The 22,292-nt window shown below is 60.6% G+C and carries 22 protein-coding genes; 18 read left to right on the top strand and 4 right to left on the bottom strand.

What is annotated here, in order from left to right; translation table 11 throughout:
* Positions 1-516: 516 nt before the first annotated feature.
* The gene (locus tag GO308_RS04515) at positions 517-837 is read left to right on the top strand and encodes a DUF736 domain-containing protein (protein WP_066479338.1); all 321 of its coding nucleotides are present in this window, start codon (positions 517-519) and stop codon (positions 835-837) included.
* 49 nt (positions 838-886) lie between these two features.
* Here the strand turns inward: GO308_RS04515 and GO308_RS04510 are convergent, their stop codons facing one another.
* A complete protein-coding gene (locus GO308_RS04510; RefSeq protein WP_072378565.1) occupies positions 887-1,111 on the bottom strand; it encodes a helix-turn-helix transcriptional regulator in 225 nt (74 codons plus the stop codon).
* A 220-nt stretch (positions 1,112-1,331) separates the two neighbouring features.
* On the opposite strand from GO308_RS04510, the gene GO308_RS04505 reads away from it, so the two are divergent.
* The 14 genes from GO308_RS04505 to GO308_RS04440 all read left to right on the top strand — a co-directional run bounded on the left by GO308_RS04505 (position 1,332) and on the right by GO308_RS04440 (position 11,820).
* Positions 1,332-1,598 (top strand): DUF2285 domain-containing protein, encoded by a 267-nt coding sequence (locus GO308_RS04505; RefSeq protein WP_072378573.1) that lies wholly within the window; start codon positions 1,332-1,334, stop codon positions 1,596-1,598.
* A 157-nt stretch (positions 1,599-1,755) separates the two neighbouring features.
* A complete protein-coding gene (locus GO308_RS04500) occupies positions 1,756-2,049 on the top strand; it encodes a DUF6499 domain-containing protein (RefSeq protein ID WP_233999622.1) in 294 nt (97 codons plus the stop codon).
* Positions 2,027-2,530 carry a DUF2285 domain-containing protein gene (locus GO308_RS04495; RefSeq protein WP_072378575.1) on the top strand — a complete coding sequence of 168 codons (504 nt, stop codon included), beginning with the start codon at positions 2,027-2,029 and terminating at the stop codon, positions 2,528-2,530. The genes GO308_RS04500 and GO308_RS04495 overlap by 23 nt, the downstream gene beginning before the upstream one ends.
* A 130-nt stretch (positions 2,531-2,660) precedes the next feature.
* Positions 2,661-2,933: a helix-turn-helix domain-containing protein gene (locus tag GO308_RS04490; RefSeq protein WP_066531890.1), complete on the top strand. Its 273-nt coding sequence runs from the start codon at positions 2,661-2,663 to the stop codon at positions 2,931-2,933.
* Between the two features lie 8 nt (positions 2,934-2,941).
* Complete coding sequence (locus tag GO308_RS04485; RefSeq protein ID WP_066531892.1) at positions 2,942-3,835, top strand: replication initiator protein A; 894 nt, start codon at positions 2,942-2,944, stop codon at positions 3,833-3,835.
* A 239-nt stretch (positions 3,836-4,074) separates the two neighbouring features.
* Positions 4,075-4,521, top strand: coding sequence for a DUF2840 domain-containing protein (locus tag GO308_RS04480; protein WP_255357981.1), 447 nt, complete (start codon positions 4,075-4,077; stop codon positions 4,519-4,521).
* On the top strand, positions 4,518-5,096 hold the full coding sequence (locus GO308_RS04475; protein ID WP_066531894.1) for a S26 family signal peptidase: 579 nt from the start codon (positions 4,518-4,520) through the stop codon (positions 5,094-5,096). Before GO308_RS04480 ends, GO308_RS04475 begins: the two co-directional genes overlap by 4 nt.
* Positions 5,097-5,100: 4 nt before the next feature.
* Complete coding sequence (locus GO308_RS04470) at positions 5,101-5,430, top strand: DUF736 domain-containing protein (protein ID WP_066531896.1); 330 nt, start codon at positions 5,101-5,103, stop codon at positions 5,428-5,430.
* Between the two features lie 120 nt (positions 5,431-5,550).
* Entirely contained in the window at positions 5,551-6,135 is a 585-nt protein-coding gene (locus GO308_RS04465) for a lytic transglycosylase domain-containing protein (RefSeq protein WP_233999623.1), read from the top strand.
* A gap of 247 nt (positions 6,136-6,382) precedes the next feature.
* Positions 6,383-8,128 (top strand): DUF3363 domain-containing protein, encoded by a 1,746-nt coding sequence (locus GO308_RS04460; RefSeq protein WP_066531898.1) that lies wholly within the window; start codon positions 6,383-6,385, stop codon positions 8,126-8,128.
* 49 nt (positions 8,129-8,177) lie between these two features.
* The gene (locus tag GO308_RS04455) at positions 8,178-8,645 is read left to right on the top strand and encodes an antitoxin Xre-like helix-turn-helix domain-containing protein (protein ID WP_197426237.1); all 468 of its coding nucleotides are present in this window, start codon (positions 8,178-8,180) and stop codon (positions 8,643-8,645) included.
* Positions 8,632-9,333, top strand: coding sequence for an RES family NAD+ phosphorylase (locus GO308_RS18705; RefSeq protein WP_066531899.1), 702 nt, complete (start codon positions 8,632-8,634; stop codon positions 9,331-9,333). Before GO308_RS04455 ends, GO308_RS18705 begins: the two co-directional genes overlap by 14 nt.
* 112 nt (positions 9,334-9,445) lie before the next feature.
* Positions 9,446-11,434, top strand: coding sequence for a conjugal transfer protein TraG (locus GO308_RS04445; protein WP_066531901.1), 1,989 nt, complete (start codon positions 9,446-9,448; stop codon positions 11,432-11,434).
* On the top strand, positions 11,431-11,820 hold the full coding sequence (locus GO308_RS04440) for a CopG family transcriptional regulator (RefSeq protein ID WP_066531904.1): 390 nt from the start codon (positions 11,431-11,433) through the stop codon (positions 11,818-11,820). Before GO308_RS04445 ends, GO308_RS04440 begins: the two co-directional genes overlap by 4 nt.
* 69 nt (positions 11,821-11,889) lie before the next feature.
* Here the strand turns inward: GO308_RS04440 and GO308_RS04435 are convergent, their stop codons facing one another.
* The gene (locus tag GO308_RS04435; protein ID WP_240885198.1) at positions 11,890-13,566 is read right to left on the bottom strand and encodes an Eco57I restriction-modification methylase domain-containing protein; all 1,677 of its coding nucleotides are present in this window, start codon (positions 13,564-13,566) and stop codon (positions 11,890-11,892) included.
* A gap of 61 nt (positions 13,567-13,627) precedes the next feature.
* Entirely contained in the window at positions 13,628-16,033 is a 2,406-nt protein-coding gene (locus GO308_RS18700) for a hypothetical protein (protein WP_240884049.1), read from the bottom strand.
* A 468-nt stretch (positions 16,034-16,501) separates the two neighbouring features.
* On the opposite strand from GO308_RS18700, the gene GO308_RS04425 reads away from it, so the two are divergent.
* Both GO308_RS04425 and GO308_RS04420 read left to right on the top strand, forming a co-directional pair.
* Positions 16,502-17,947, top strand: coding sequence for a caspase family protein (locus GO308_RS04425; RefSeq protein WP_082745539.1), 1,446 nt, complete (start codon positions 16,502-16,504; stop codon positions 17,945-17,947).
* 102 nt (positions 17,948-18,049) lie between these two features.
* Entirely contained in the window at positions 18,050-19,432 is a 1,383-nt protein-coding gene (locus tag GO308_RS04420; protein WP_143146567.1) for a hypothetical protein, read from the top strand.
* Positions 19,433-19,481: 49 nt separating this feature from the next.
* Here GO308_RS04420 and GO308_RS04415 read toward each other — a convergent pair whose 3' ends face one another.
* On the bottom strand, positions 19,482-21,062 hold the full coding sequence (locus GO308_RS04415) for an endonuclease NucS domain-containing protein (RefSeq protein WP_240884047.1): 1,581 nt from the start codon (positions 21,060-21,062) through the stop codon (positions 19,482-19,484).
* Positions 21,063-21,100: 38 nt separating this feature from the next.
* Between GO308_RS04415 and GO308_RS04410 the strand changes: the two genes are divergently transcribed.
* Positions 21,101-22,228 carry a DUF3800 domain-containing protein gene (locus tag GO308_RS04410; protein WP_072378584.1) on the top strand — a complete coding sequence of 376 codons (1,128 nt, stop codon included), beginning with the start codon at positions 21,101-21,103 and terminating at the stop codon, positions 22,226-22,228.
* Positions 22,229-22,292 lie beyond the last annotated feature (64 nt).

Raw genomic sequence — 22,292 nt, 5'->3', positions numbered from 1 at the left:
TTCTGCATCCCTCTTCTTGGGTCAGCTTGGTCTGGGCGTTTGCGCGGTCGGAGCGAGGCCGAGAATTCGCAGCCGGTTTTGAGCTGGCCAGTGGCGGACCGATTGCGCTGATCTCAATAAGGCCCGGATTGGCTCATGGCCGTTGCCGATATCTGCGATTGCGGTGACGACTAGCAAGCACACCGGGTGATGACACCTTTCTCATCGCATTTCGGTCTTGGAAGTCCGGGAAGTGCCATTTCTCCCGGTCAAGTATGACCCGAGCCCAATGCCGCCTCTTCAATGGCCTTGGTTGGCAGGGGATGGCTTCGCCGCTTGATCCCTTGCTGCAACGCCGTCTGCGCCAACTTTCTTCCCCTGGGCGTGCCGCCCATTCCTCGCGAGGCAAGAAAGCCGTCTGGCCGTCGTCCTCCACTGCGTTTCGGCCGTTCCGGTGCAGCGGGCGCAAGCCCCTGCCTTCAACCAGCCATCGAGGCCGCGATGGGCGCGGGTTCGACCAACTTGAAGGAATGCATCATGGCCAACATCGGAACTTTCACCAAGACCGGCAACGAATACAAGGGCGAGATCGTCACCATGTCGGTGCAGCAGAAGAACGTCCGCATCGTCCCCGAAGCCAGCGACAACGAAAATGCGCCGTCGCACCGGGTTTTCGTCGGCCGCGCGGAAATCGGCGCCGCCTGGACCAAGACCTCGAACGAAGGCCGCGAGTATCTCTCGGTCAAGCTCGACGATCCCAGCTTCACCGCTCCTATCTTTGCCAACCTATTCGATGACGAAGACGGCAAGAGCTTCAATCTGATCTGGTCGCGCGCGCGCCGCACCAACGGCGACTGACCGCACAGCCAGCCCCGCCCGGCACCTGCCGGGCGGGGCATCGCCTTTGTCATGGATCTGCTGACGTCGTTTTTACAAGGAGTTCTGAGGCTTCAATGCCGAGCGCTATGGAAAGATGCTCAAGCTTGTCGACCGAGGCACTGTAGCGTCCACGCTCAAGGCTGCTGACATAGGTCCGATCGAGATGGGCCCGATGTGCAAGCTCCTCTTGCGACAGGCCAGCAGCCAACCGATAGCGTTTCAGATTCGCAGCCAGGACCTCGCGCAATTTCATTGCACGAACTCACCACCGTTGCAGAGTATTTAACCACGAAGTATACTCTTCAAGACTGGAATTCGGCTGGGTTCAGCAGGCTGGCAACGCGCACGGGTTATCCGCGAGACGGTACAATTCTCTGCCCGTTGTCGAACAAGCCAAGTTTTTGCCATTTTGGTGGGTCTTGGTGCTAAGAGACTGTGGATGCAGAAACGAGTCGGAACCAAAGGCTCGGACCATGATGATCGTTCCCTTTGAAGACAGCCCGCCTCACTCGAATACGGTAACGCCGTACGACGAGCGCCATTTTGTCACGTATTTACGGCTACTTGACGCCGCCGACGAAGGTGCGGAATGGACCGAAGTTGTGCAGATCATCTTTGGGATCGATCCTGCCCTGGAACCGGACCGGGCGCGTCAGTTCCATGAGACCCACCTCGAACGAGCACGCTGGATGACGTCCCACGGCTACCGACATCTGCTCGTTAAAAGGCAAAGAGGCTGAATTCTCGGACACGGATTGGACCCCTTGCCCTAAACGCTCCGTCAGGATTTCTGCGCCTCCGGGCATAAGCATCCCCAGATTTTGATACTTGCGGCTTACCGTGGGTTAACAAAGACTTGAAGCTTGGCCTTCTTGCCTGTGCTTTGCAGGGGTCTATATGCCCGGTGGTTCGTCATGGCGGTCACCATCGACCGCAGATCAGTATCGCGATCACGACCATGCGGACTTCGCGCAGGAATTCCTGCATCGTAATGCTGATTACCGCCGCGATTATGCCGAAACCCAAGAGCGCATTGCTCGCTTCCCATCAGTCGAACACCATGAAAAGGAGGGCCTGTCCCGGCGATGGGGCTTGAGCTTTCCCCACGGACCCGCAAGCAAACCCCCGCGAGTGCCCGGCACTTTGGTCGCCCAGCGCATCGCCCGACGTGATCATCGTCGAAACCGCTAACCCGGACCTCCCGCTGATGTGGCTGTCGAGTTGGAAGCCGCTGGGAAGGGCATCGACATCCGACGGCAAGCATATCGTTTACACGAGGGGCAGTTGCAGACTGCGACTTTGCGTTCGATACCGAGCCGCCCTGCCCGTTCCCGCCGTCTCGATACCCTGCGATGAGACCTACGAACTGCGCATCGCAGCTGTCACGCGTATGCATCTGATAACGCGCGCCTCCAGCGCCGCATCCCACGGCGCTCACGTCATCACGCACAATCAACGGCTGCGGTTGAGCCGCTTCCTTGCCATTCACGACGCGCTAGGGGCGGGTGCGTCTTCACGTGACGTCGCCTACGGCCTGATTTTCCCCAATCACTGTCCTCTTGTCGGAGCGACCTGGAAAGCCTCGAGCGAGCGGCGGCAGGTTCTTCGGCTGATCGCCCAAGCGCGTAGCCTCGTCTCCTGCGGATATCGCGATATTCTCTTACACCGCTGACCGAGACATTCGGGGTGACAGATTGCGGCACCCCCATTCGGTCACTCCCTGCCCATGCCAATCCTCCGCCAAAGCTCGCGAACCCCAGCGACAGCCCGCTGCTGCTGCCAACCTTCGCCGGAGCCTTGCCATGGATGCCAGACCCACCCCCGTGACTGCACGATTTTTGCGGACGCCTGATGCTGCAGTGCACCTCGGGCTTTCGGCCCGCACACTCGAAAAGCACCGCTGTTTCGGGACGGGGCCGGTCTATCGCAAGCTCGGTGGCCGGATCGTCTATGCCGTGAGCGATCTCGACGCATGGGCAGAGCAAGGGTTGCGGCGGTCAACCAGCGATCCCGGCAAAGGCATCGTCCACCCAGCCAAGCGTCTTGATGGCTACACTCCGCCGGTCCGGCGCTGAGCCACGCCATGCGACGCCTGTCCGCCTTCCCAGCCAAGCCAGCGCAGCTTGACCTGTTCGTGTCCCAGGGCCGCGATATTGCCGCGCGCGACGCGCAGGACCTGATGGCCTGGCCGTTCTTCAGCCTCGCCAAATCAAAGCGAGTCCGTCCGATCGATTTCCGGATGGGCGATGTTTCGATCCTCGTCGAGGCGACAGCCGAACATGGGATGGCGACTATCTGGGACGCTGATGTCCTCATCTGGGTAGCGAGCCAGATCGTCGAAGCGCGCGATGCCGGTCGGCCCACCTCGCGGCTGATCGCCGCTACACCTCACGAGATCCTTGCCTTCACCAGGCGGGGCACTGGCAAAGCCAGCTACGAGCGGCTGAAGGCCGGGCTGGATCGCCTGCAATCGACCACCATCGCGACCTCTATCCGCCAGCGTGACGCGCGGCGGCGGCACCGCTTTTCGTGGATCAATGAGTGGAAAGAGCGTCTCGACCATTCGGGTCGCGCGCTCGGGATCGAGATGATCATCCCTGACTGGTTCTACGAAGGCGTGATCGATCAGGCGCTCGTGCTCACCATTGATGCCGACTACTTCGCACTGACCGGTGGTCTGGAGCGCTGGCTTTACCGCCTCGTGCGCAAGCATGGGGGCAAACAGCGCGGAGGCTGGAGCTTCGACTTCCAGCATCTGCACATGAAGTCAGGTGCGCTCTCGCCGCCGAAACGCTTCGCATTCGAGCTGCGCGACATCGTCCGCCGCCAAGCGCTGCCGGGATACACGCTCACCATCGAACATGCACTCGGCCGCGAACGGCTGCACTTTGTCGCTGTCCGGCCCGACCCGTTCGACGCCGCAATGCGCCGTCTCGGTCTGCGGACCACCAACCATCACCCTGTGGATATGTCATGATGCAGCACGGACTATCAGGAACCGCCACACTCGGACCATCAGGAACCGGAAGTTCGGACTATCGGGAACCGAAACGTCGTTCAAAGCCCCGGAAAACTTCAGCAATTTGCGCCCTTAACTATCCTAACAAAGAATCCTTCGGATTCTTGCTAACGGCTGCGAGCCTGTGGACAAAAAGCGGTGCGACGCCCGAAAGGCCTGCCGACACGAGGATCGGCAATGACCCACAGCTGACCCATGTGACACTGGTCTGGCGCGAGGGCCAGCATGAGGACTGGATCAAATTCGGTAGGCCCATTGCCGAACGGATCGTCAGCCGTAGCGAGCGGATCGAGAGCTATATGGCGGGCCAGGTGTTCGCCTTGGTCCGCTGGGCGTCCAACGACTATGGCACCGTCCGTTCAACCTTGGACGTCGTACAAGCTGTCTGCTTAGGCGAGCATTGCGCAACCGTGCCGCAGGTCGACCCCGGCGGAGAGCTGCTGCTTTCGGTCCATGGCTGGCCCAAAGTCGCGCAAATCTTCCGGCTGATCGATGCCATCGAAGCGTCAGGCATAGACGCCTGCGATGTTGCTCCGGAACATTGGCGACACATCCACAACAGGATGGCGGGCCGACTTACACCGCGTGAATACGGCCCCGCGCGGCACCAAGCCTGGCTCCAGCGCAAGGCACTTCTGTCATGAAACGCCGCAGCATGATATTTGCAGCCGTCGTAGGTTGCGCAACGCTCACGACGTTGGCCGTGCCAGTCGCGCGCTTCGCCGTGTGGAATGCGACCGCCTCGGTCCCCACCGGGCTCTACGCCATCCGTGGCAGGGCGAGCCTGCACGTCGGCGAGCGGGTCGCCATTGAGCCGCCGCCCGAACTGCGCCGCTTGCTCGCCGAACGGCATTATCTCCCGACAGGCATGCCGCTGCTGAAGCGCATCGCAGCTGTGCGCGGCCAGCGCGTCTGCCGTGATGCTTTGAGCATTACGATTGACGGCCAATATGTCGGCGCGGCGCGTCCGCGCGACCGTCTGGCGCGCCCATTGCCAACTTGGGCGGGATGCCATGTGCTGCGCACCGGCGAGCTATTCGTAATGAACCCGGCAGCGCCCGACAGTTTCGATGGGCGCTATTTCGGCGTGCTGCGTCCGACCCATGTCATTGGTCGCGCGGCCCCAGTCTGGACCGATGAGGCGGGCAACGGCGACCACGTCTGGTTTGCCGACCCGCGCGCCGCCGACACTTCCTTACCCTCAACCCAAGGAGATTGAACCCATGCGTATCGGAACTTTTCGTGCCGCCGACGGCGGCTACAGCGGGCAACTGCAGACGCTGTCGCTCAGCATTGAGATCTCACTCGTCCCGGCAGACCCATCGGACAGTGAGAACGCTCCGGACTTCCGTGTGGTTGCTGGCGAAGATGAAGACGCGCGCGAAGTCGGCGCAGGCTGGAAGCATGTCGGAGAGAAGGCGGGCGACTATGTCAGCTTGCAGATTGATGATCCTGCGTTCGCGCAACCGCTACGCGCCAACCTGTTCAAGGGCGATGACAATGGCCATGTTTTGGTGTGGTCGCGTCCAGCGCGGCGCGAAAAGGCGAACTGAGCCATGCAGCTACGCCGCCTGGGCTTCGCCACGTGGGCTGCGCTCGCTATGTTCGGTGCCGCGCCTGCCTTTGGGCAGGACACTGCCGAACCGGCAGCGCCGCGCACCGTCGACATTGCAGTGCACGTCGCCGAGGCATCGCTGCGTTTCGGCATCCCGGAGCAATGGATCTATGCGGTCATGCGGGCCGAGAGCGCTGGCCGGATCGGCGCGGTATCGTCGGCCGGAGCGATGGGGCTGATGCAGCTCATGCCCGGAACCTGGGCGCGCCAGCGCGCTCGTTTCGGTCTCGGCAGCGATCCGTTCGACCCGCGCGACAACATCTTGGCAGGCACCAGCTATCTTCGCGAAATGTACGACAGTTACGGCGCCTACGGCATGCTCGCCGCGTATAATGCAGGCCCCGGGCGCTATCAGGAGTGGCGCGATCGCGGCCGCCCGCTTCCTGCCGAGACCCGCGCTTATGTCGCAAAGATCGCACCTATCCTGCAATCGGACAACACGGCCACTGTCGTCGCCAGCGCGCCAACTGTGCAGCCACAGCGCATTGCGTGGACACAAAGCCGACTATTCGCGGCGCGAACTGCCGCGGCTGAGGCAACACCGAGCGCGGACATCGGCAAAGAAGCGGCGGCTGCGCCCCCTGCTCCGCTGCGTCCGCACGGCGGCCTTTTCGTTCCCGTCTCGGGGAATCGCGACCAGTGATGGGCCTCCTGCGCATCTGGCGCGTCATGGCGTGGCCTGGCGCAAAATTGTGCGGAAGCGGAGTGACAGGAAAGGATGGGTCAGGAGGATGGCAAGATGAAAGCGGAGCCAGCCGCCGAGGTGTGGGGCCGCAGAATTGCGGGATTTTCACAGCCAGCCGCCCTGCCCCATGGCTGGCTCCAGTCTCGATAATTGTCGCAATTCCGCCGTTCAACGAGCCAGCCGCTGTATCGCATCGCTTGACCTCATGAGTGATGACGATCTGGAAATCAGGCCTGGGCGCATCCGAGATCGCAGTTCCGGCCAAGGCAAAGCGCGCACACTCAAAGCCCAACTGCGGGCACTTGCCAACCGGTCAGGCTGCGGCGGCCGGGCGGGTGGTTCCGCATCGCGACGTAGCACAGGTCGCCTTGCCCGAGGCCGCATCGCAAGCCTGCAGGCAAGCTCCCGCGCAAGTCAGCGCCGTGTGATCGTCAAGGCGAGGATCGTGCGGCATCGCGGGGCTCGCTTCACTGCCGCGCCGCTGGCAAAGCACCTGACCTATCTCAAGCGCGATGGCGTGACCCGCGACGGGAAGGATGCGGCGCTGTTCGGCAGCGGCGACGAGACCGTCGACGGCGGAGCCTTCGCCGAGCGCTGCGCCGATGACCGTCACCATTTCCGTTTCATTGTTTCGCCCGAAGACACGGCCGAACTGGCCGATGTGCGGAGCTTTACCCGAGACCTGCTGAGCCAGATGGAAAGGGATCTTGGCACAGGTCTCGACTGGGTCGCCGTTGACCATTGGAACACCGACAATCCCCACATCCACATTCTGGTACGCGGCAAGGCCGACGATGGCCGCGACCTGGTTATCGACCGCAGCTACATCAGCGAGGGCATGCGGGCTCGTGCCGCGCAGCTGGTGACCATGGAACTGGGCGCACGGACCCAGCAGGACATTGATCGAAGCTTGGCCCGCGAGGTGCAGGCCGATCGCTGGACCGGTCTTGATCGCCAGCTGCAAACGCTTGGTGACGGCCTCGGCGGCGTAGTCGACCTGCGCCCCGATCCGCAGCGGATCGCCAACCCGGCCAACCAGCATCTCATCGGCCGCGCCACAAAACTCGAACGCATGGGCCTGGCAGACAAGATTGCGCCTGGCTGCTGGCGGTTGAAGCCAACACTCGAGCAGACTTTGCGGGAGCTTGGCACCAGAGGTGATATGATCAAGAGGATGCACCGCGCCATGACCGGGCACGGCCTTGCCGCTGAAGCGGGTCGATTTGCCCTTCATGATGAAAGGGCGAGCGAGCCCGTCATCGGGCGACTGGTCGAGCGCGGCCTGCACAATGAGTTGACCGGTCAGGCCTACGCCGTGGTCGATGGCGTGGATGGCAGGGTCCATCATTGCAAATTCTCCGACATCGACATGACCGGTGATGCTGCGCCGGGCGCAATCGTCGAGCTTCGCTCCTGGACTGACCGGCGCGGCCGCGAGCAATCCTCGCTCCTGACCCATTCCGATCGCGATCTTGCTACCCAGGAGCGCAGCCGCGGAGCCACCTGGCTCGACAAGCAATTGATTGCATCGGAGCCGCTGCCGCTCGGTCCAGGCTTTGGCAGCGAAGTCGAAGCAGCGAAAACGCGCCGGCTCGATTATCTGGAAAGCGAGGGTCTTGCCCAGCGGCGCGGTGACCGCTTCGCCCTGTCCCGCAATCTGCTTGGCACCTTGCGCGAGCGCGACCTTGCCGACGCTGGTGCAGCACTTTCGCGTGAACATGGCTTGCCACACCGCCAAAGCCGATCATCCGGTGAGATGTCAGGCGTCTATCGCCAACGCATCCAACTCGCTTCGGGCCGCTTTGCGATGATCGACGATGGCCTTGGGTTTTCGCTAGTCCCCTGGTCAAAGCAGCTCGATCGGCATCTCGGGCACTATGTGAGCGGCCAGCCGCGGTCTGGTGGTGGCATCGAATGGACACTGGGCCGAAGCAGGTCGATCGAGATATGATGTGGCAAGCTGACCGGTACCAGTCCAATCTTGACAAACGCACCATGTGATGCGTATGTTCGCGTCAGGAGAAACGACCATGGCAAGCGCAGCAATCACCCATCAAACGGCCCCGGCAGCAGCAGGCCTGCAGACCTTTTCGAGCGACGGCGACCGCAAGCGTCTGACCGGCGCGGCGGTCAAGGCCGTGTTGCGGCTCGTCGATGCCTGGGGTGGCAGCAATGCCGAAGGTGCCGCGCTGCTCGGCGTGTCCGAGAGCACATGGGACCGGATCAAGGCCGGCAAATGGGATGGCACCTTGAGCCAGGACCAGCTGACCCGTGCCTCGGCCTTGATCGGTGTGTTCAAGGGGCTGCACCTGCTGTTCGCCGATGCGATGGCCGACCGTTGGCCGCGCCTACCCAACCGGGCGCCGGTGTTCGGCGCGAAGTCGCCGGTCGAAGCGATGATCGAAGGCGGTATCCCCCGGATGCTTGAGACCCGGCAGTATATCGACGCTCTGCGTGGCGGGCTCTGAGCCGCAGTCTGCGCTGCCGCTGGTGCGTGAGGCGTTCCCCCGCACCATCAGGCTTGTGGCGAGCGCGCGGCTGCGCGAAGCCGTACTCGCGCCGCTGGCCGACGACCCCGACGAGTTGGCGCTGCTCGCCGAGATCGAAGGCGCGACCAGCGGGCGGTTAGTTGCCGAGGAACGCGGGCTTGGCGCACTCAGCCCCGAAGAACTGGTTCATGGCGTGCCTCATGCCCGCTTCATCAATGCCAGCTTCGCCTATGCCAAACCGCGCGAGCCGATGCGCTTCAACCCTGCAGACCGCGGCGCTTGGTATGCGGCGCTGGCGGTTGAAACATGTATTGCCGAAGTCGGGCACCACCTGACTAAGGCACTCGCTGACGCAGGCGACTTCAACGCGGTCGTTGAATATGGCGAAATGCTCGCGAGTATGGCCGGCGTGTTCGTCGACCTGCGCGAGGCAGCGGATCATCCCGCGCTCGATGCCGACCCCGCGACCGGTTATGCTGCTGGCAATGTTCTCGCCGCGCAGGCGCGAGTCGAGGGCCACAATGGCATCATCTACCCCTCGGTCCGCCATGCGGGCGGCACCTGCATCGCCGCACTATGGCCGAATGTCGTGCAGTCGGTGGTGCAAGGCGCGATGGTTCGGCTGACCTGGTCGGGCACGCCGGATTATACCTGGGAGCCGATCTAGCAATCTGCGCCAGCCTGTCCGTTTCTACGCCAAGGGCTGCAAGCCCCAACTCCCCCCTTGCCAACTTCTCCAAAGCTCACCGACGTAAGCGTGAACGATGCGGAGTTGCGCCATGTCGGCTGCCAAAATCCTGTGGGGTCAGATCCTCGCGGTGCTGATCATCATTGTTGCGAGCGTCTGGTCCGCAACCCAATGGACAGCCTCGGCGCTTGGGTTCCAGCCAGAACTCGGTGCGCCCTGGTTCCGACTGTTCGGCCATCCGGTCTATCGCCCCTATGACCTGTTCTGGTGGTGGTTCTCCTATGATGCCTACGCTCCGCAGATTTTCGACACGGGGGGAATGATCGCCACCTTGGGCGGGTTCTTGGCAATCGTGGTGGCCATCGCGATGTCCGTCTGGCGCGGCCGCGAGAACCGCAACGCCAACACCTATGGCACTGCCCGGTGGGCAACCCGCGATGACATCCGCAAAGCCGGATTATTGGCCGACAGCGGGGTTGTGCTCGGACAGTTCCAGAACAACTATCTTCGCCACGACGGGGCTGAACATGTTCTGTGCTTTGCGCCGACACGCTCCGGCAAAGGCGTCGGCCTCGTGATCCCGACCCTGCTGACCTGGTCAGGCTCGGCAATCGTGCATGATATCAAGGGCGAGAACTGGGATGTTACTGCCGGTTTTCGCAGCACGTTCAGCCGCACGCTGCGTTTCGATCCAACCAGTCTTGAATCGTCCGCATACAATCCGCTGCTGGAGGTGCGCCGCGGCCTCAATGAGGTGCGCGACGTGCAGAACATCGCAGACATCCTGGTCGATCCCGAAGGCAGTCTCGAGAAGCGCAACCACTGGGAAAAGACCAGCCACGCGTTGCTGGTTGGGGCCGTCCTTCATGTGCTTTACGCCGGCGCTGACAAATCGCTCGCTGGCGTTGCGGCTTTCCTCTCCAACCCCGACGAGACCATTGAGAACACGCTCTATGCCATGATGGACACCCCGCATCTGGGTGAAGCAGGCCCGCACCCGGTCGTTGCCAGCGCTGCGCGCGAGCTGCTCAACAAGTCTGACAACGAGAGATCAGGCGTGCTGTCGACCGCCATGTCGTTTCTAGGCCTCTATCGCGATCCGGTTATAGCAAAGGTCACCAGCCATTCGGATTGGCGGATCGCCGATCTCACAAGCGGCCGACCGACTTCGCTCTATCTGGTCGTGCCGCCGTCCGACATCAGCCGGACCAAGCCACTGATCCGCCTGATCCTCAATCAGATCGGCCGCCGCCTTACAGAAGAATTCGATCCTGCGACCAAGCGCCAGCGTGTTCTGCTCATGCTGGATGAGTTCCCTGCCCTCGGCCGGCTCGATTTCTTCGAAAGCGCCCTCGCCTTCATGGCGGGCTACGGCCTCAAGGCTTTCCTGATTGCACAGTCCCTGAACCAGATTGAGCGCGCCTACGGGCAAAACAATGCCATCCTCGACAATTGCCATGTTCGCGTTGCCTTCGCGACCAACGATGAGCGCACAGCCAAACGGGTCTCTGAAGCTCTCGGCACGACCACCGAGCAGCGGTCGATGAAAAATTATGCCGGGCACAGGCTCTCACCCTGGCTTGGTCACCTGATGATCTCACGATCTGAAACGGCGCGCGCACTCCTTACGCCGGGCGAAATCTTGCAACTGCCGCAGACCGACGAGGTCGTGCTCTCGTCAGGGGCACCGCCGATCAAGGCGAAGAAGGCCCGCTACTACGCTGATCGGCGGCTGCAGTCTCGAGTGTTGCCCGCACCCGAGAACTGCGGCCAACCCGCCGAGGCGCGCGCAACCGATGACTGGAGTGCTCTGCCCCCTATCGAGCCAGACCCCAAGTCATCTGAAGACGGTAGTCGCAGGATCGATCCTGCCAATGGCGGCTTGCGGCGCGAGCCTGACCTGCCCGAACATGTCGAAGTGGTTGCGCGGCCCAAGTCTCCTGCAGCGGAATTCGACTTTGCCGAATCTGACGGCGCAGACACAGACCAATCAGCCGCAAACAACGACCACATCCGGCGCACTATGGAGCGCGGCGCCCGACAGGCCTCGCTCGACCTCGGCGACGGGATCGAACTGTGAAGCTGAAGCGTACGTTTCGGCTGCCGCCTGATGTGATCGACCAACTTGCCGAATTCGCGATGCGGAGGCGTGTCGGCCAGCCCGATGTCGTGGAGGCCGCTCTTCGGTCATTCATGTCGCCTGACAACCCTGAACAGCTCGAAGCGGCGCTCAGCCGCCGCCTTGACCGCATCGACCGGCGCCTCGGACAACTCGATCAGCAAACCGAGATCACCACAGAGGCGTTGGCATTGTTCGTGCGGTTCTGGCTTACCGCCAATCCGCCCCTGCCCGATAGTGGCCTTGCCGCGGCGCAAGCGCAGGGCAAGGAGCGGTATGAGGGGTTTGTTGAAGCACTCGCGCGCCGATTGGAGGGACGGTCCCGGTTGGGCGATTTTCGACTCTAAAACGACCTCTCCTCCCGCTGATAATTGGGTCGCTCTGCCATTCAGCTAAGCGTTGACGCTGCCAAGCCGTCAACCAAGAGGAGGCGGAAGGGGCATACGAGGCGGAGCGGTGCGCCACATCAGCGCGACTTCTTCTTCCGTCAGGCCGTAGGCACGCTCAACCATGGCCGCGAGGGCGCGTTCGTGGGCGAGCAGTTCGCCGCGCGCGGTGCGGGCGGGTTCGGCGGTTTCGGCAAAGGCATCGCGGAGCTGGCGCAGCTGGGTGGGCGTCAGCGACTGGCGGCGGGGCAAAGCGGCACGGACAGCGGCAATGAAGCCATCGCTGTCGAGGAGGCTGGCTTGGCGGAGGGCGGTATTGACCTGCACATTTGAAAACTCGATCTGAAGCCAATCGGCCAATGACGATTCCGCACGATTTATCGCATCCTGCGATTGCTTTGCCAGAGCTACCAATTCCGCGACACGATCTCGCTGATCATCAGCCAGCGGTGGAATTGGGAAGTTCCTCACGTACGGAATGTCGAGTGCCAACGCCTCGTCCTTCTTGTGCGGGAACTTCTTGAACATGAAGTACCAACCGGTTGGGGCATTCATGCAAACCTGTAGCCAAAGGTCCGTGGTCGGCAATATCAGAGCCGAGTCATTCAGGAGGTTGTCGCCATTATCGGCACAGATTTGCGCGTAGAACGCAATGCGCCGGATGAGTATTTTGGGCTCGTTGAACCGCTCATGATAATCGACGGAGTCTTGAATTTCATACCATTTGTAGGTCCCTGCTTTCCTTCCCGGCCATTCCGCCCCCTTTGTCGGAGGCACCCAGTTCTCCGGCTTGGGTTCCAGCTGAGTGCGGTAGCCTTGCAGATGCCTCAGGACGCTGGGGTATTGTTCAATGTCGACTCCACGCCGAGCAAAGATCATCCACAGCCCTGCCCATTCGGGCGACCAGCGGCCAATATCCTGCCCACGCAGGTAGGGCTTGATGATCTCCGATGCCGCCGGATCGTCACGGACCAGTTGGTCACGCGTCGCAGTATCGATCAGGAAGGCTTCGTTGAAGCCGGTCTTGATCCCGTAAAGCGGGCTGACCCCGGCATATTCGGACAGCGGCACGCCGCGCTCGCGGATTTTGCGCAGCAGCGCGGCGACATCCGGCGGCTCCAGCACCCAGGGCTCTGCTGTCAGGTCTGATCGCGCTGCCCGGTAGGTCGCGGCATCCACCGCCAGCGCCAGCCCTTCACGCGGAACCTCGTCACGCGGGATAACGGCCAGATCGAACTCTTCGGGCACGTCCTCGCCGAGCGGCTTGCGCACGCTGATGACGCAGGGGAAAACATCTGCATCAGGAAACAAATGCTTGGCATGGCCGAAATCGGCGAGGAATTCGATCCAGACATCTTCGGCGAACAGTCGCCGCAGTTCCTCTGCATAGCCAGTCTTAAGCCATTTGTTGGTAACGACATAGCCCATCCGCCCGCCGGGCCGCAGCAGCTTGATCCCCTGTTCATAGAAATAGACATAGAGGTCGGCCGTGCCAGCATAGGTCGAAAAGCTCTTGGCGAGCGCGGGTTTGATCGCGCTGATTTCTTCCTGCCGGACATAGGGCGGATTGCCGATGACGGCATCGAAGCCGCCGGTGCGTGCGTTCGATGAAAGCTCTGCCCAGACACCGGGAAAAGCGATTTCCCAGTTGAAGAAATCTTGCTGCGCCACATGGCCCAGCGCATCACCAATGATCCCGCTGGCCATTGTGCGGCGGCGATCATCGGGCCTGACTTCGGGCATCAGGCTGGCCTGTGCCCCGTCATCGCTATCGCCGTCCATGATCGCTAGATCGCCGCTGGCGATACGGCTCGGGTCGCCGAAGCTGCCTTCGAACACCAGCTTCAATGCTTCGGCCCGATCGAACTTGCGCTCGGCCTCTGCGGCGCGGGTGACGGCGCGGTCGATCCGTTCGATTTCCTTGGCCTTGGCAGCCTTTTTCCTTGTCAGTCTTTTCAGGCATGGCGGCGATGCGTTTATCGCCATCGGCGCGGATTGCTGCTGCTGTCTCGCGCGGACGCTTTACGTTGGTTTCCAGCACGCCCATCAGATCGTCCGCTTTGACCAGCGACAGCAGGGCATTCAGCGGGCGGCTCGATTCCGCGACGGTGCCGAAGAGCTGCTTTGATTGGTGCACTTCGGTCAGGTCGGTATCGGTCAGCCCCTCAATGGTTTCCATATGCCGCACGACATTGGCCAGCGGGGCAAGATGATTGTTGGCGATCAGCGATCCGCGCGCCTGTAACCAATCCATTGTTGGGCGCACCCATCCGCCCAGCACAGAATTGCCGCAGCGCAGATGGTGATCGAGGAAAGACAGCGGTGCGCCGACTGTGAAGCTGTGTAGCCAGAGCGAGACCTTGGCCAGCTCAACCGCCATGCGGTTGAGATCCACGCCGTGGATGCAGCGTTTGAGCACCATGCGCCGGACGATGTGGCGGTCCTCGAGCTGGTCCTCGACAATCGGCCAGCCATGGTCGCGCGCGTTGGCTAGGATGGCTTCACGCAGGCCAGCAATGTTTTGAACCAGCGGCGACGCATAGCTATCGCCCGCAATTTCCTCGGCGTCCCCAATCGCGGTCAGCACTTTGTCCGAGAGCCAATCGACCAGGCTGACCAGAAAATGCCCGCTACCCATTGCGGGATCAACAATCCGCAAAGAGAGCAGCGCCATCGCTGGATCATGCTGGGCGAGTTCCGCGCCTTTCAGCCCTTGTCCGTGGGCCGCCTCAAATGCTGCCCGTTTTTCCGCAACTACCGGGCCGACCGTTTTCTCAATAATCAGCGAAACCAGTGGCTCGGGTGTGTAATAGGACCCGGAACGATGGCGGGCCTGATTGTCGGCTCGCGGCTTGACGCTGCGGGCCTCAAGATCTGGCTCCACGCCATATTCGAGGATGGATTCATAGATTGAACCCAGCTGCTGCACCGAAAGATCGCGATAGTTGATGTAACGCAGTCTCCCGTCTTCGCGGCGGTGCGACAGTGCCAATATGACTTCAGCCAACACGGTGTCGGGCAAGCGGATACGCGAGAGCAGCGGAGATTCCGCCGCATCGAATAGGCCACCATTATAGGGCGGGATGCCAAGGCTGTCGTCGCCCTCGGCAATAGCCCCGAAGATCGTTTCGAGCCGCGACCAGTAGGCGTGGCTCCGCTCCAGGGGCTTGCGACCCTCATTATCCAGTTGCTCGATTTCCTGCCGCAGCCGGGTGAGACAATAAGGCGAATAGGGGCCAGTCTCATCGGGCAGAAGATTGCGGTCTTCGGCATAGAGAATGAACAACAGCCGGTAGAGAAGGAACAGCGCGGAGGAGCGCACTTCCTCTGCATAGGCCGCATTGATCTCGGCAGGTCGATTGGGGTCGGCCAAGGGAATCGCTGCGATCAACTTGGGAAACACGTTCGAGAAGACGGTTTCGGCGAGATCCTTTCGGACACGCTCTTCCCAGCGTTTCGTTTCATCAAGCGCGATTAGATGGAAGCTGCGGCCTTGGTCGGTCGGCAGGAACGCCTCACGCCCGAACGCTAGAACGAACAGGCGGAAGGCGTGTTCGGGGGACATGCCGACGTCAAAAAGTTCGGGTGTGCAACCAGGCAAACCGAACAGCTTGCCAAGGTCGATCTCGAAAAAGTCTTCGGCAACCGAAAGCGCGTTTTGGTAATACAGCCGCCAATTTCGCCCGTTGGTCAAAATGCCCCATGGCATCCGGCCTTCGGTAACCACGCTGGCACGCTGCAGGTAGTGCATGATTTGGGTGGACGGGACACCTTGATCGCCCGTGCCTTGCCGATCGAGCGGTCGCCCCCAGCGCTTGGCCTCCACTAGCGCCGAGCCATGGCGGAACCGCTGCCACGGCTCCAGCCCACTAGCGGTGGCATCGGCATCTGCATCGGGAAACAGCAGCGCATCCGGCACATCTTTGCGCCCGCGGACGGTAAGATTTTGCTGAACCGAAATATGATCCCAGCCCAGCAGCCCAAGTAACGGGTAAATCAACTTCTGCTCGGTATCGGCCTCGGTGGGATTTTTGCGCTTTAGAAGTTCATCGAGCAAATGGCGTGATTGCGCCCACAATTGCGTAATTCGAGCATCATCCAGCGCCTGCCACTGCGGCGTCGCCGTGACCCCTTCCGTCAGCCAATCTGTTGTGAATAAAGCACCTTGATGCACCCGCCGCCTCCCGTCAGCCCGAGCTAGCCAGTTTTGACGGAGGAATGAAGCGATTCCTTGGCGGGGAGGTTCAGGCGTAGATTTCATCGCGCTGCGATGCCTAGCGAATTGTTATTGTCAGACGACATCTCGTATGATTGGCGCTATGCAAAATGCGATTGGGGACATCGACGGCAGGCGCCAACTTTCCTGCCGTACAGCTACCCCTTCATGAGTTATGAAAGCGGCCGTCCGTTCATCTCGAAGTTGGCTAGGGGGCATACGATCGGTAGGTTTCCGTCGCGGATCGTGTGCGTCTGGTCGTCATTGGACAGCTGCCGCTCAACCGCGGTGCTACAGAACGTAAATGCTGAGGCGCGATTATGAGCTTTTCGCCAGTAGAAGTTAATCGCCTTGTTGTACAATGAACTTACAACCGGCATCTCAGAAGGCGACCTTACCGGCAGGAGAAAGTTCTTGAAGCGTAGCATGACTGCCCTCGTAATCGGCAATGCCGATTATCCAGACGGCCACGACTTGATGAACCCGGTGCACGACGCCGACGACTTCGGCGCTAAGCTAAAAGGCTATGGGTTCGAAGCGATCGTTGTGACCGACTGCACTGCGAAGGAAATGGAGAAGAGCCTTAAACTGTTCCGCGCGTCACTCGATAAGCATGATGTCGGTCTGTTCTTTTTTGCCGGACACGGCATGCAGATCGAGGGAAGCAACTATCTGCTAGCGCTTGATACGGACATGGACAGCGAGACCGACGCCAAGCACAGCTCGCTTTCATTGGATAAGGTCGTGGACGTGATGTCGAAGTCAACGGCAGCAACGAAGATTATCATTCTTGATGCGTGCCGCAATAACCCCTGGGAGCGCAAGTGGCAGCGCAGCGCCGCGACCCGCGGCCTCGCCTCTGTCTATGCGCCCAAGGGAACAATTATCGGCTTCGCGACGTCGCCTGGCGAGACCGCAGGCGACGGCGATGGTCGAAACGGAACCTACACGGCCGCACTGCTTGACCACATTGACGCGCCCGACTGTTCTATAGAAACGATGTTCAAGCGCGTTAGAAACACGGTCGCCGCTGCAACCAAGAGCAGGCAAACTTCGTGGGAGCATACATCGCTTGCGGGCGAATTCTACTTCAACATGAGTCTCGGCAAACTTATCACCGAATATGATGGAACGGCACTGGCAGACGGGCTCTTCGTCCTCGACGTCGCGAAGAAGTCGCACAAGATCATAGCGGGACTGAAGACGCACGACTGGTACAGGCAAAACCCCGCATTGGCACTCCTTACGCCCGAGGCGGCCAACAAGATGGCCCCAGACAGCCTTTTCGTGCTCGGTCGCAATATCTATCAGGCCGCATGTGGGACGTCGGCCGCAGCAACATCGTATGTTAACGACTTTGTCGCGAGAACCGCGACCTATGAAGAGGCGAAGCGCAAGGCAATTCTGGACGGCATGCTGTTCGAGATTTTCTTCGACGCTTCGGGAAAGCTTCGAACCAAAATCAAGAGCAAGTTCTTCGACACGGTGTTCGATCTGCAGCGCGTCCCCACCTTCAGGACCAGCTTCGATTTCATTGCTGATGCGTTAATCGCTGCCAATGCCGACTACCATGTTGTCCCCGGTAAGGGCCAGGATCTGGCAGTAACGATTTCGACCATTCAGAAGAAGAGTGGCCCGCGCGTTGACGCGATCTACATCGGCGGTGTCGACGTCCTGAAAGTTAGCGATGACGCGTGGGACACCGACGAAGGCGACCCCATTTACTTTGCAATTGCACCAAACGAACTCGCTGAAAGGTTGTCAGAGGACTTAGCGGTGCCCGCGCGCAATCTCAAATTGACTTACTCGCCAAATTCGGCGGCGAAAGAACCGGTGCTGCGGATTGCGCTAGGCTGGACCGTACGCAAGTAAGCTCGGCATCGCCCAGCCCGCCACGTTCTCATGATGCCAGCACACACCTTGGGCTGAACGCGGACGCCTTACACCAGTTTAATGGTATGCGTGAAAGCAAGCATGAGAATAAGTCCTAAAGATCCCGAATGGACGGCGCCGAAGACCGGATGGGATTGGCGCGACGACAATGTGCTGCTCGCCAGCGCATGGCTCGCAGAGCTTGTCCAGCGTCGAACCTGGCACCAGCGGCTTGAAGCGACCCGCGACCGCTTTCTTGCGGCGAAAGAGAGCTGGGCGCGTGGCAATCCCGTCCCATTCTATGATCCGGCGGATACTGCCGCTTGGTACGTTTTCCAGGCTAATGCTTACGCGGCGGATCGCCTGAACTGGGTGCCGGAAGAAGCGGTTCGCATGGTGCCGACCTTTACCCGGATTGGCGAGGAATTGACCACGCTGCTTTCGATTGGCGGCGCCGAAGACCGGGCCGCCCGGCTGATGAACGCCGATCGGAGCCAGCCCGATGGCGGACTGTTCGAGCTGCTGGTCGCGCTTGCATACCGACGGGACGGTTGGAATACAGTCTTTGTCCCTGAGCGACCCGGAGTCGCCAAGACCCACGACCTCAATGTTAGCAAGGGGCGGCAGCGCTGGGCTGTTGAGTGCAAGCGTATGGACCGTTCGAGTTACGATGCGCGGGAACGTACTCGCGGCCAGGTTCTGGCTCAGCCCGTCCATCGGCTTTCGCTAGAAGCCTATCGGTCAATCTACATGCAGGTCGCGTACGATGCCGAGCTAAGTGCGATCCCTGACGATTACCTTGCCCGGCATGCATCGGACTATCTGAACGGCGTTGGGCCGAATTATTGGCGCGATGGCCATGGCATAGGCACTATCCGCGAAATTGACTGGTCGCTGGCGCATCGCGTTCTTGCCAAGGACGAGGTTTACTACGGTTCGAGCAGAATGATAGAATTGCTTATCGGCCAGTATGACCACGACTTCGCGCATTCAATGGCCGGGAAGTGGCGACCGAGCCTCAGCCGTCCATTCTGGGCGGACATGGTCTATCACGCCAGTGTTATTGGGTGGCGTAATCAATCGCGGGAGGCGATCCGCCAGAAGGCGCGGCATTTCCGATCAACAGTGGCGAAAGCGGCCGCACAGCTTCCCAAGGATCGGCCCGGTGTTGTTCATGTCGGCGTTGAATCCTGGGCGGGTGGCACGGCTGACGGCGTCCGACATTTCCGCAACAAGCTTGAGATGCTCGACTTCGATCCGGGCGATACGCGCCTGCGATGGGTCTACGGCGAGTATGTTGCGCCTGAAGTCACAACACGGTCGGATGAGAGCTGGGCGATCGAGGAAACCTCGGCCTCCTATCGCGTAGGACGTCATGGAACACGCGAGCCGCTACCATATCACATGCTGCTGACTCCCGAGATCAAGATCAATCGCGGCGTCCACTGGGATCCGGCCAGCCAGTATCCGCTCGACCGATCATAGTCGGGAGCCCCGCCTCAGTCTCGCCGCTGACCGAACTGGGCACAGCGGACTACGCCGAGGGATCAGTCGGCAAGCGGCCTACTTGCTTAAGGACGTCCGAGACCTGGCGGCAATACTCGGGGTTGGCGGTCAGGAAATCTTGGATCGAATGCCGAAAGGGTGGCGGGCTGCCGTGGAGCGATCCGTTTTCGTGCAGCCAGTCAACGACCGGCAAGAAGCCGTGGAGTTCGTTGGCCGACTCGTATCGGCCGTTATCGACCGCACTTTCCATACTCAGCCTCGCCCAGACGACGTCACCATAGACCTGGTTTATCGTTGCTCGTGCATCGGCCGGGCAGGTCTTGCCGTCCCAGGTATAGTATCCATGCAGCCCCTTGAGCACGGTGTCGCCTACGCGTACGATGATCTCGAAATAGCCTAGCATTGTTTGCTTATGCGACTGAGCTTGGTGGATTGCATACGCCAGATGCTTTTTGTCGAAGGCGTGCAAATCGACGCTAACGTCGCTACCCGAAAGCCGCTCCAGATACGCGCGCGCCGCCTCATGCCAGACCGGCTCGAACGCGATGAACCCGAGGAAAGCGTCCGTTGCCATCTTCCACGACGTTGCAACGGCAGGCGTGACAGTCGCGCGGTAGCTGTGCCGGTTCGGTCGCTCGCTCCCCCCGAGCGGTGACACGGCCAAGGCCGCGCTCAGGATCCTGGCGTCATCGTTGATGAATTCGAGTTTCGGCCAGTCGCCGACCCGTTCAACGCGATGCAGCGCGTAGCGCTCCTGCAGCGCATGGAGCATTTCCGGGTTTCCGTGGGTCCAGCCGTTGGCAAATTCTGGAAGCTGATCGTGCGGGACGTCGCCAATCCAGCCCTTCGCATCTGCTTCGGGCTCCCAGCCGCGGGCCGCATAGGGGAAGTCCTCCCCGATCCGTTTGCCAATTATCGCCTCGATGCGATCGTGGACTCCGTCCGGCACGCGCCATACACAAATTATCATGGGATAGGGCGATCGTCCCGCTCCCAGCGGCTCCTTGGGTTCGAACAGCAGCAGGGCGAGCCGCACGAACTGCAATCGAGATGCGCGTGACCTGATAAAGGCGACGTAGCGCTCCCGCGGCTCGCTTGTGTCGAACCAAATCAAGTCCATGTCGGGACTGAGCTGCGGGAGGAATCGCAGCGTCTTGAGCGCAATCGGCCGCAGAACTACAGCACCGGCTTCTGACTTGGCCTGCAGCGCCGTGACATCGACGCTGGCCGAATACGCAAAATATGACAGCAGCAGGAGCAGTTCACTCCAATGGGTCGAGACGACGACGCAACGGATCATCTCTCTCGGGACCCTGTCTCGCTCCACGAGAAGGGTAACGTATTTGCTCAGCTCATTCAGTGTGCCGCGAGCGCTGTTGTCGCTGCGCTTAATCTCGACGCAAACGATGTGATCGAACGCATCGCGAGCAAGGATATCGATGCGTCCCCCAGATCCGTTGGCGTTGTCGAGCACGTACTCGGTTTTGAGATGCACAAGCCTAGGCTCAATGAGTTCCATCCGCTCGGCTAGATGGTCTCGAAACTCGTCTTCATTGGAAAAGAGGTTCAATACCGGCTTCGGTGCATTTTTATCCGGCGAGCTGTTCATGACTCGGTTGATAGCCGAGATCGATGTATCGAGGGAGAATGATCGACGTAAACGAGATGAGAGATTCCATTCTGGCGGCTTACGACCTGCCAAACGTCGATGAGCGCTATACCTTCTATTACGATGAGACAAACAACGTCCGAAAGCTGCATCTCACATCGGCCGGGATGAATATCCGCCGACCGGACTGTTTCGTGCTGGGCGGGATCGTTCATCGAGGTTCGCCGCGGCCGATCGCCCTCGCCGAGCTTCATGCAGCGCTGCGCCTCCAGCCATCGGTGAAAGAGATCAAGCTGAAGCATTTAGGCGCCGGCGGTTTCCTCGATCTGCTCGCCTCATCGAAGGTCGAGACGTTACTCGACTGGCTGACGGCGAAAAAGTTTCTGCTGCACTATCAAGTGATCGATCTGCTTTATTGGTCGATCGTCGACATCGTGGATTCGATCGTCACAGAAGTCGGCGAGCCGGTGCTGATGGCGGCGCATTTGCTCCTTAAGGATAGCCTCTATACCGTGCTGTGCGACGATGTAGACGGCACCGCCGAGCTGCTCGGCCGCTACAACTACCCAGATGTCGGACGCGAGCGCCGGTCGGCCTTCATTGCCGAGCTGCGGGACCTGGTCGAGCATCGCGAGCCGCTGCTCGAGCATTTCCCCTTCTATATGTTGAAGGGCTTGTTGCAGGCGTCCAGGGGACTGGAGTCCCTGCCCTATCTGGAAGACGAGACGCCCAACGTCCTTATCGACGGCTTTGGCTCGTTCTTTTTGAATCGGCTTTGTCTCTTCACGAAGGCGCAGCACATCCTCGACGACGAAAAGCAGATCGAGGCATATCTCGAATCGCTCCCCTTGAACGACAACGGCGTTCCGCTCCGCCACTTCCGGTTTGCCAATTCCCAGTCCGAGCCAGGCGTGCAGTTGTCTGACCCTGTAGCAGGACTACTTGGCAAGCTGTTCAGCCATCTCAATCGCACGCCGCTCGACGAACTCGAGGAGGAGATGGCCAACTTAACGAATCAACAGCGGCGCAGTCTCAGGCTTCTGGCTCGATTGCTCGACGCATCAGCCGACGAATGCCCGGCGTTCGCGCAATACGTTATCTCCGCTAAGGATCGCCATCGCGCCAGCTTCGTACTTGAGGGTGAAGCTCTCACTTTTGAGAGATGAAATTGAATCGTTCGCCCACGGGTTTAATCGATTTCGCTGAGTATAGCCTTCCAAGGAGGAACCT

Source organism: Sphingomonas sp. SFZ2018-12 (genome assembly GCF_022496715.1).
GTDB lineage: Bacteria > Pseudomonadota > Alphaproteobacteria > Sphingomonadales > Sphingomonadaceae > Sphingomonas.
The sequence above is the reverse complement of the archived record's forward strand: the minus strand, read 5'-3'. Positions and strand labels throughout refer to the sequence as shown.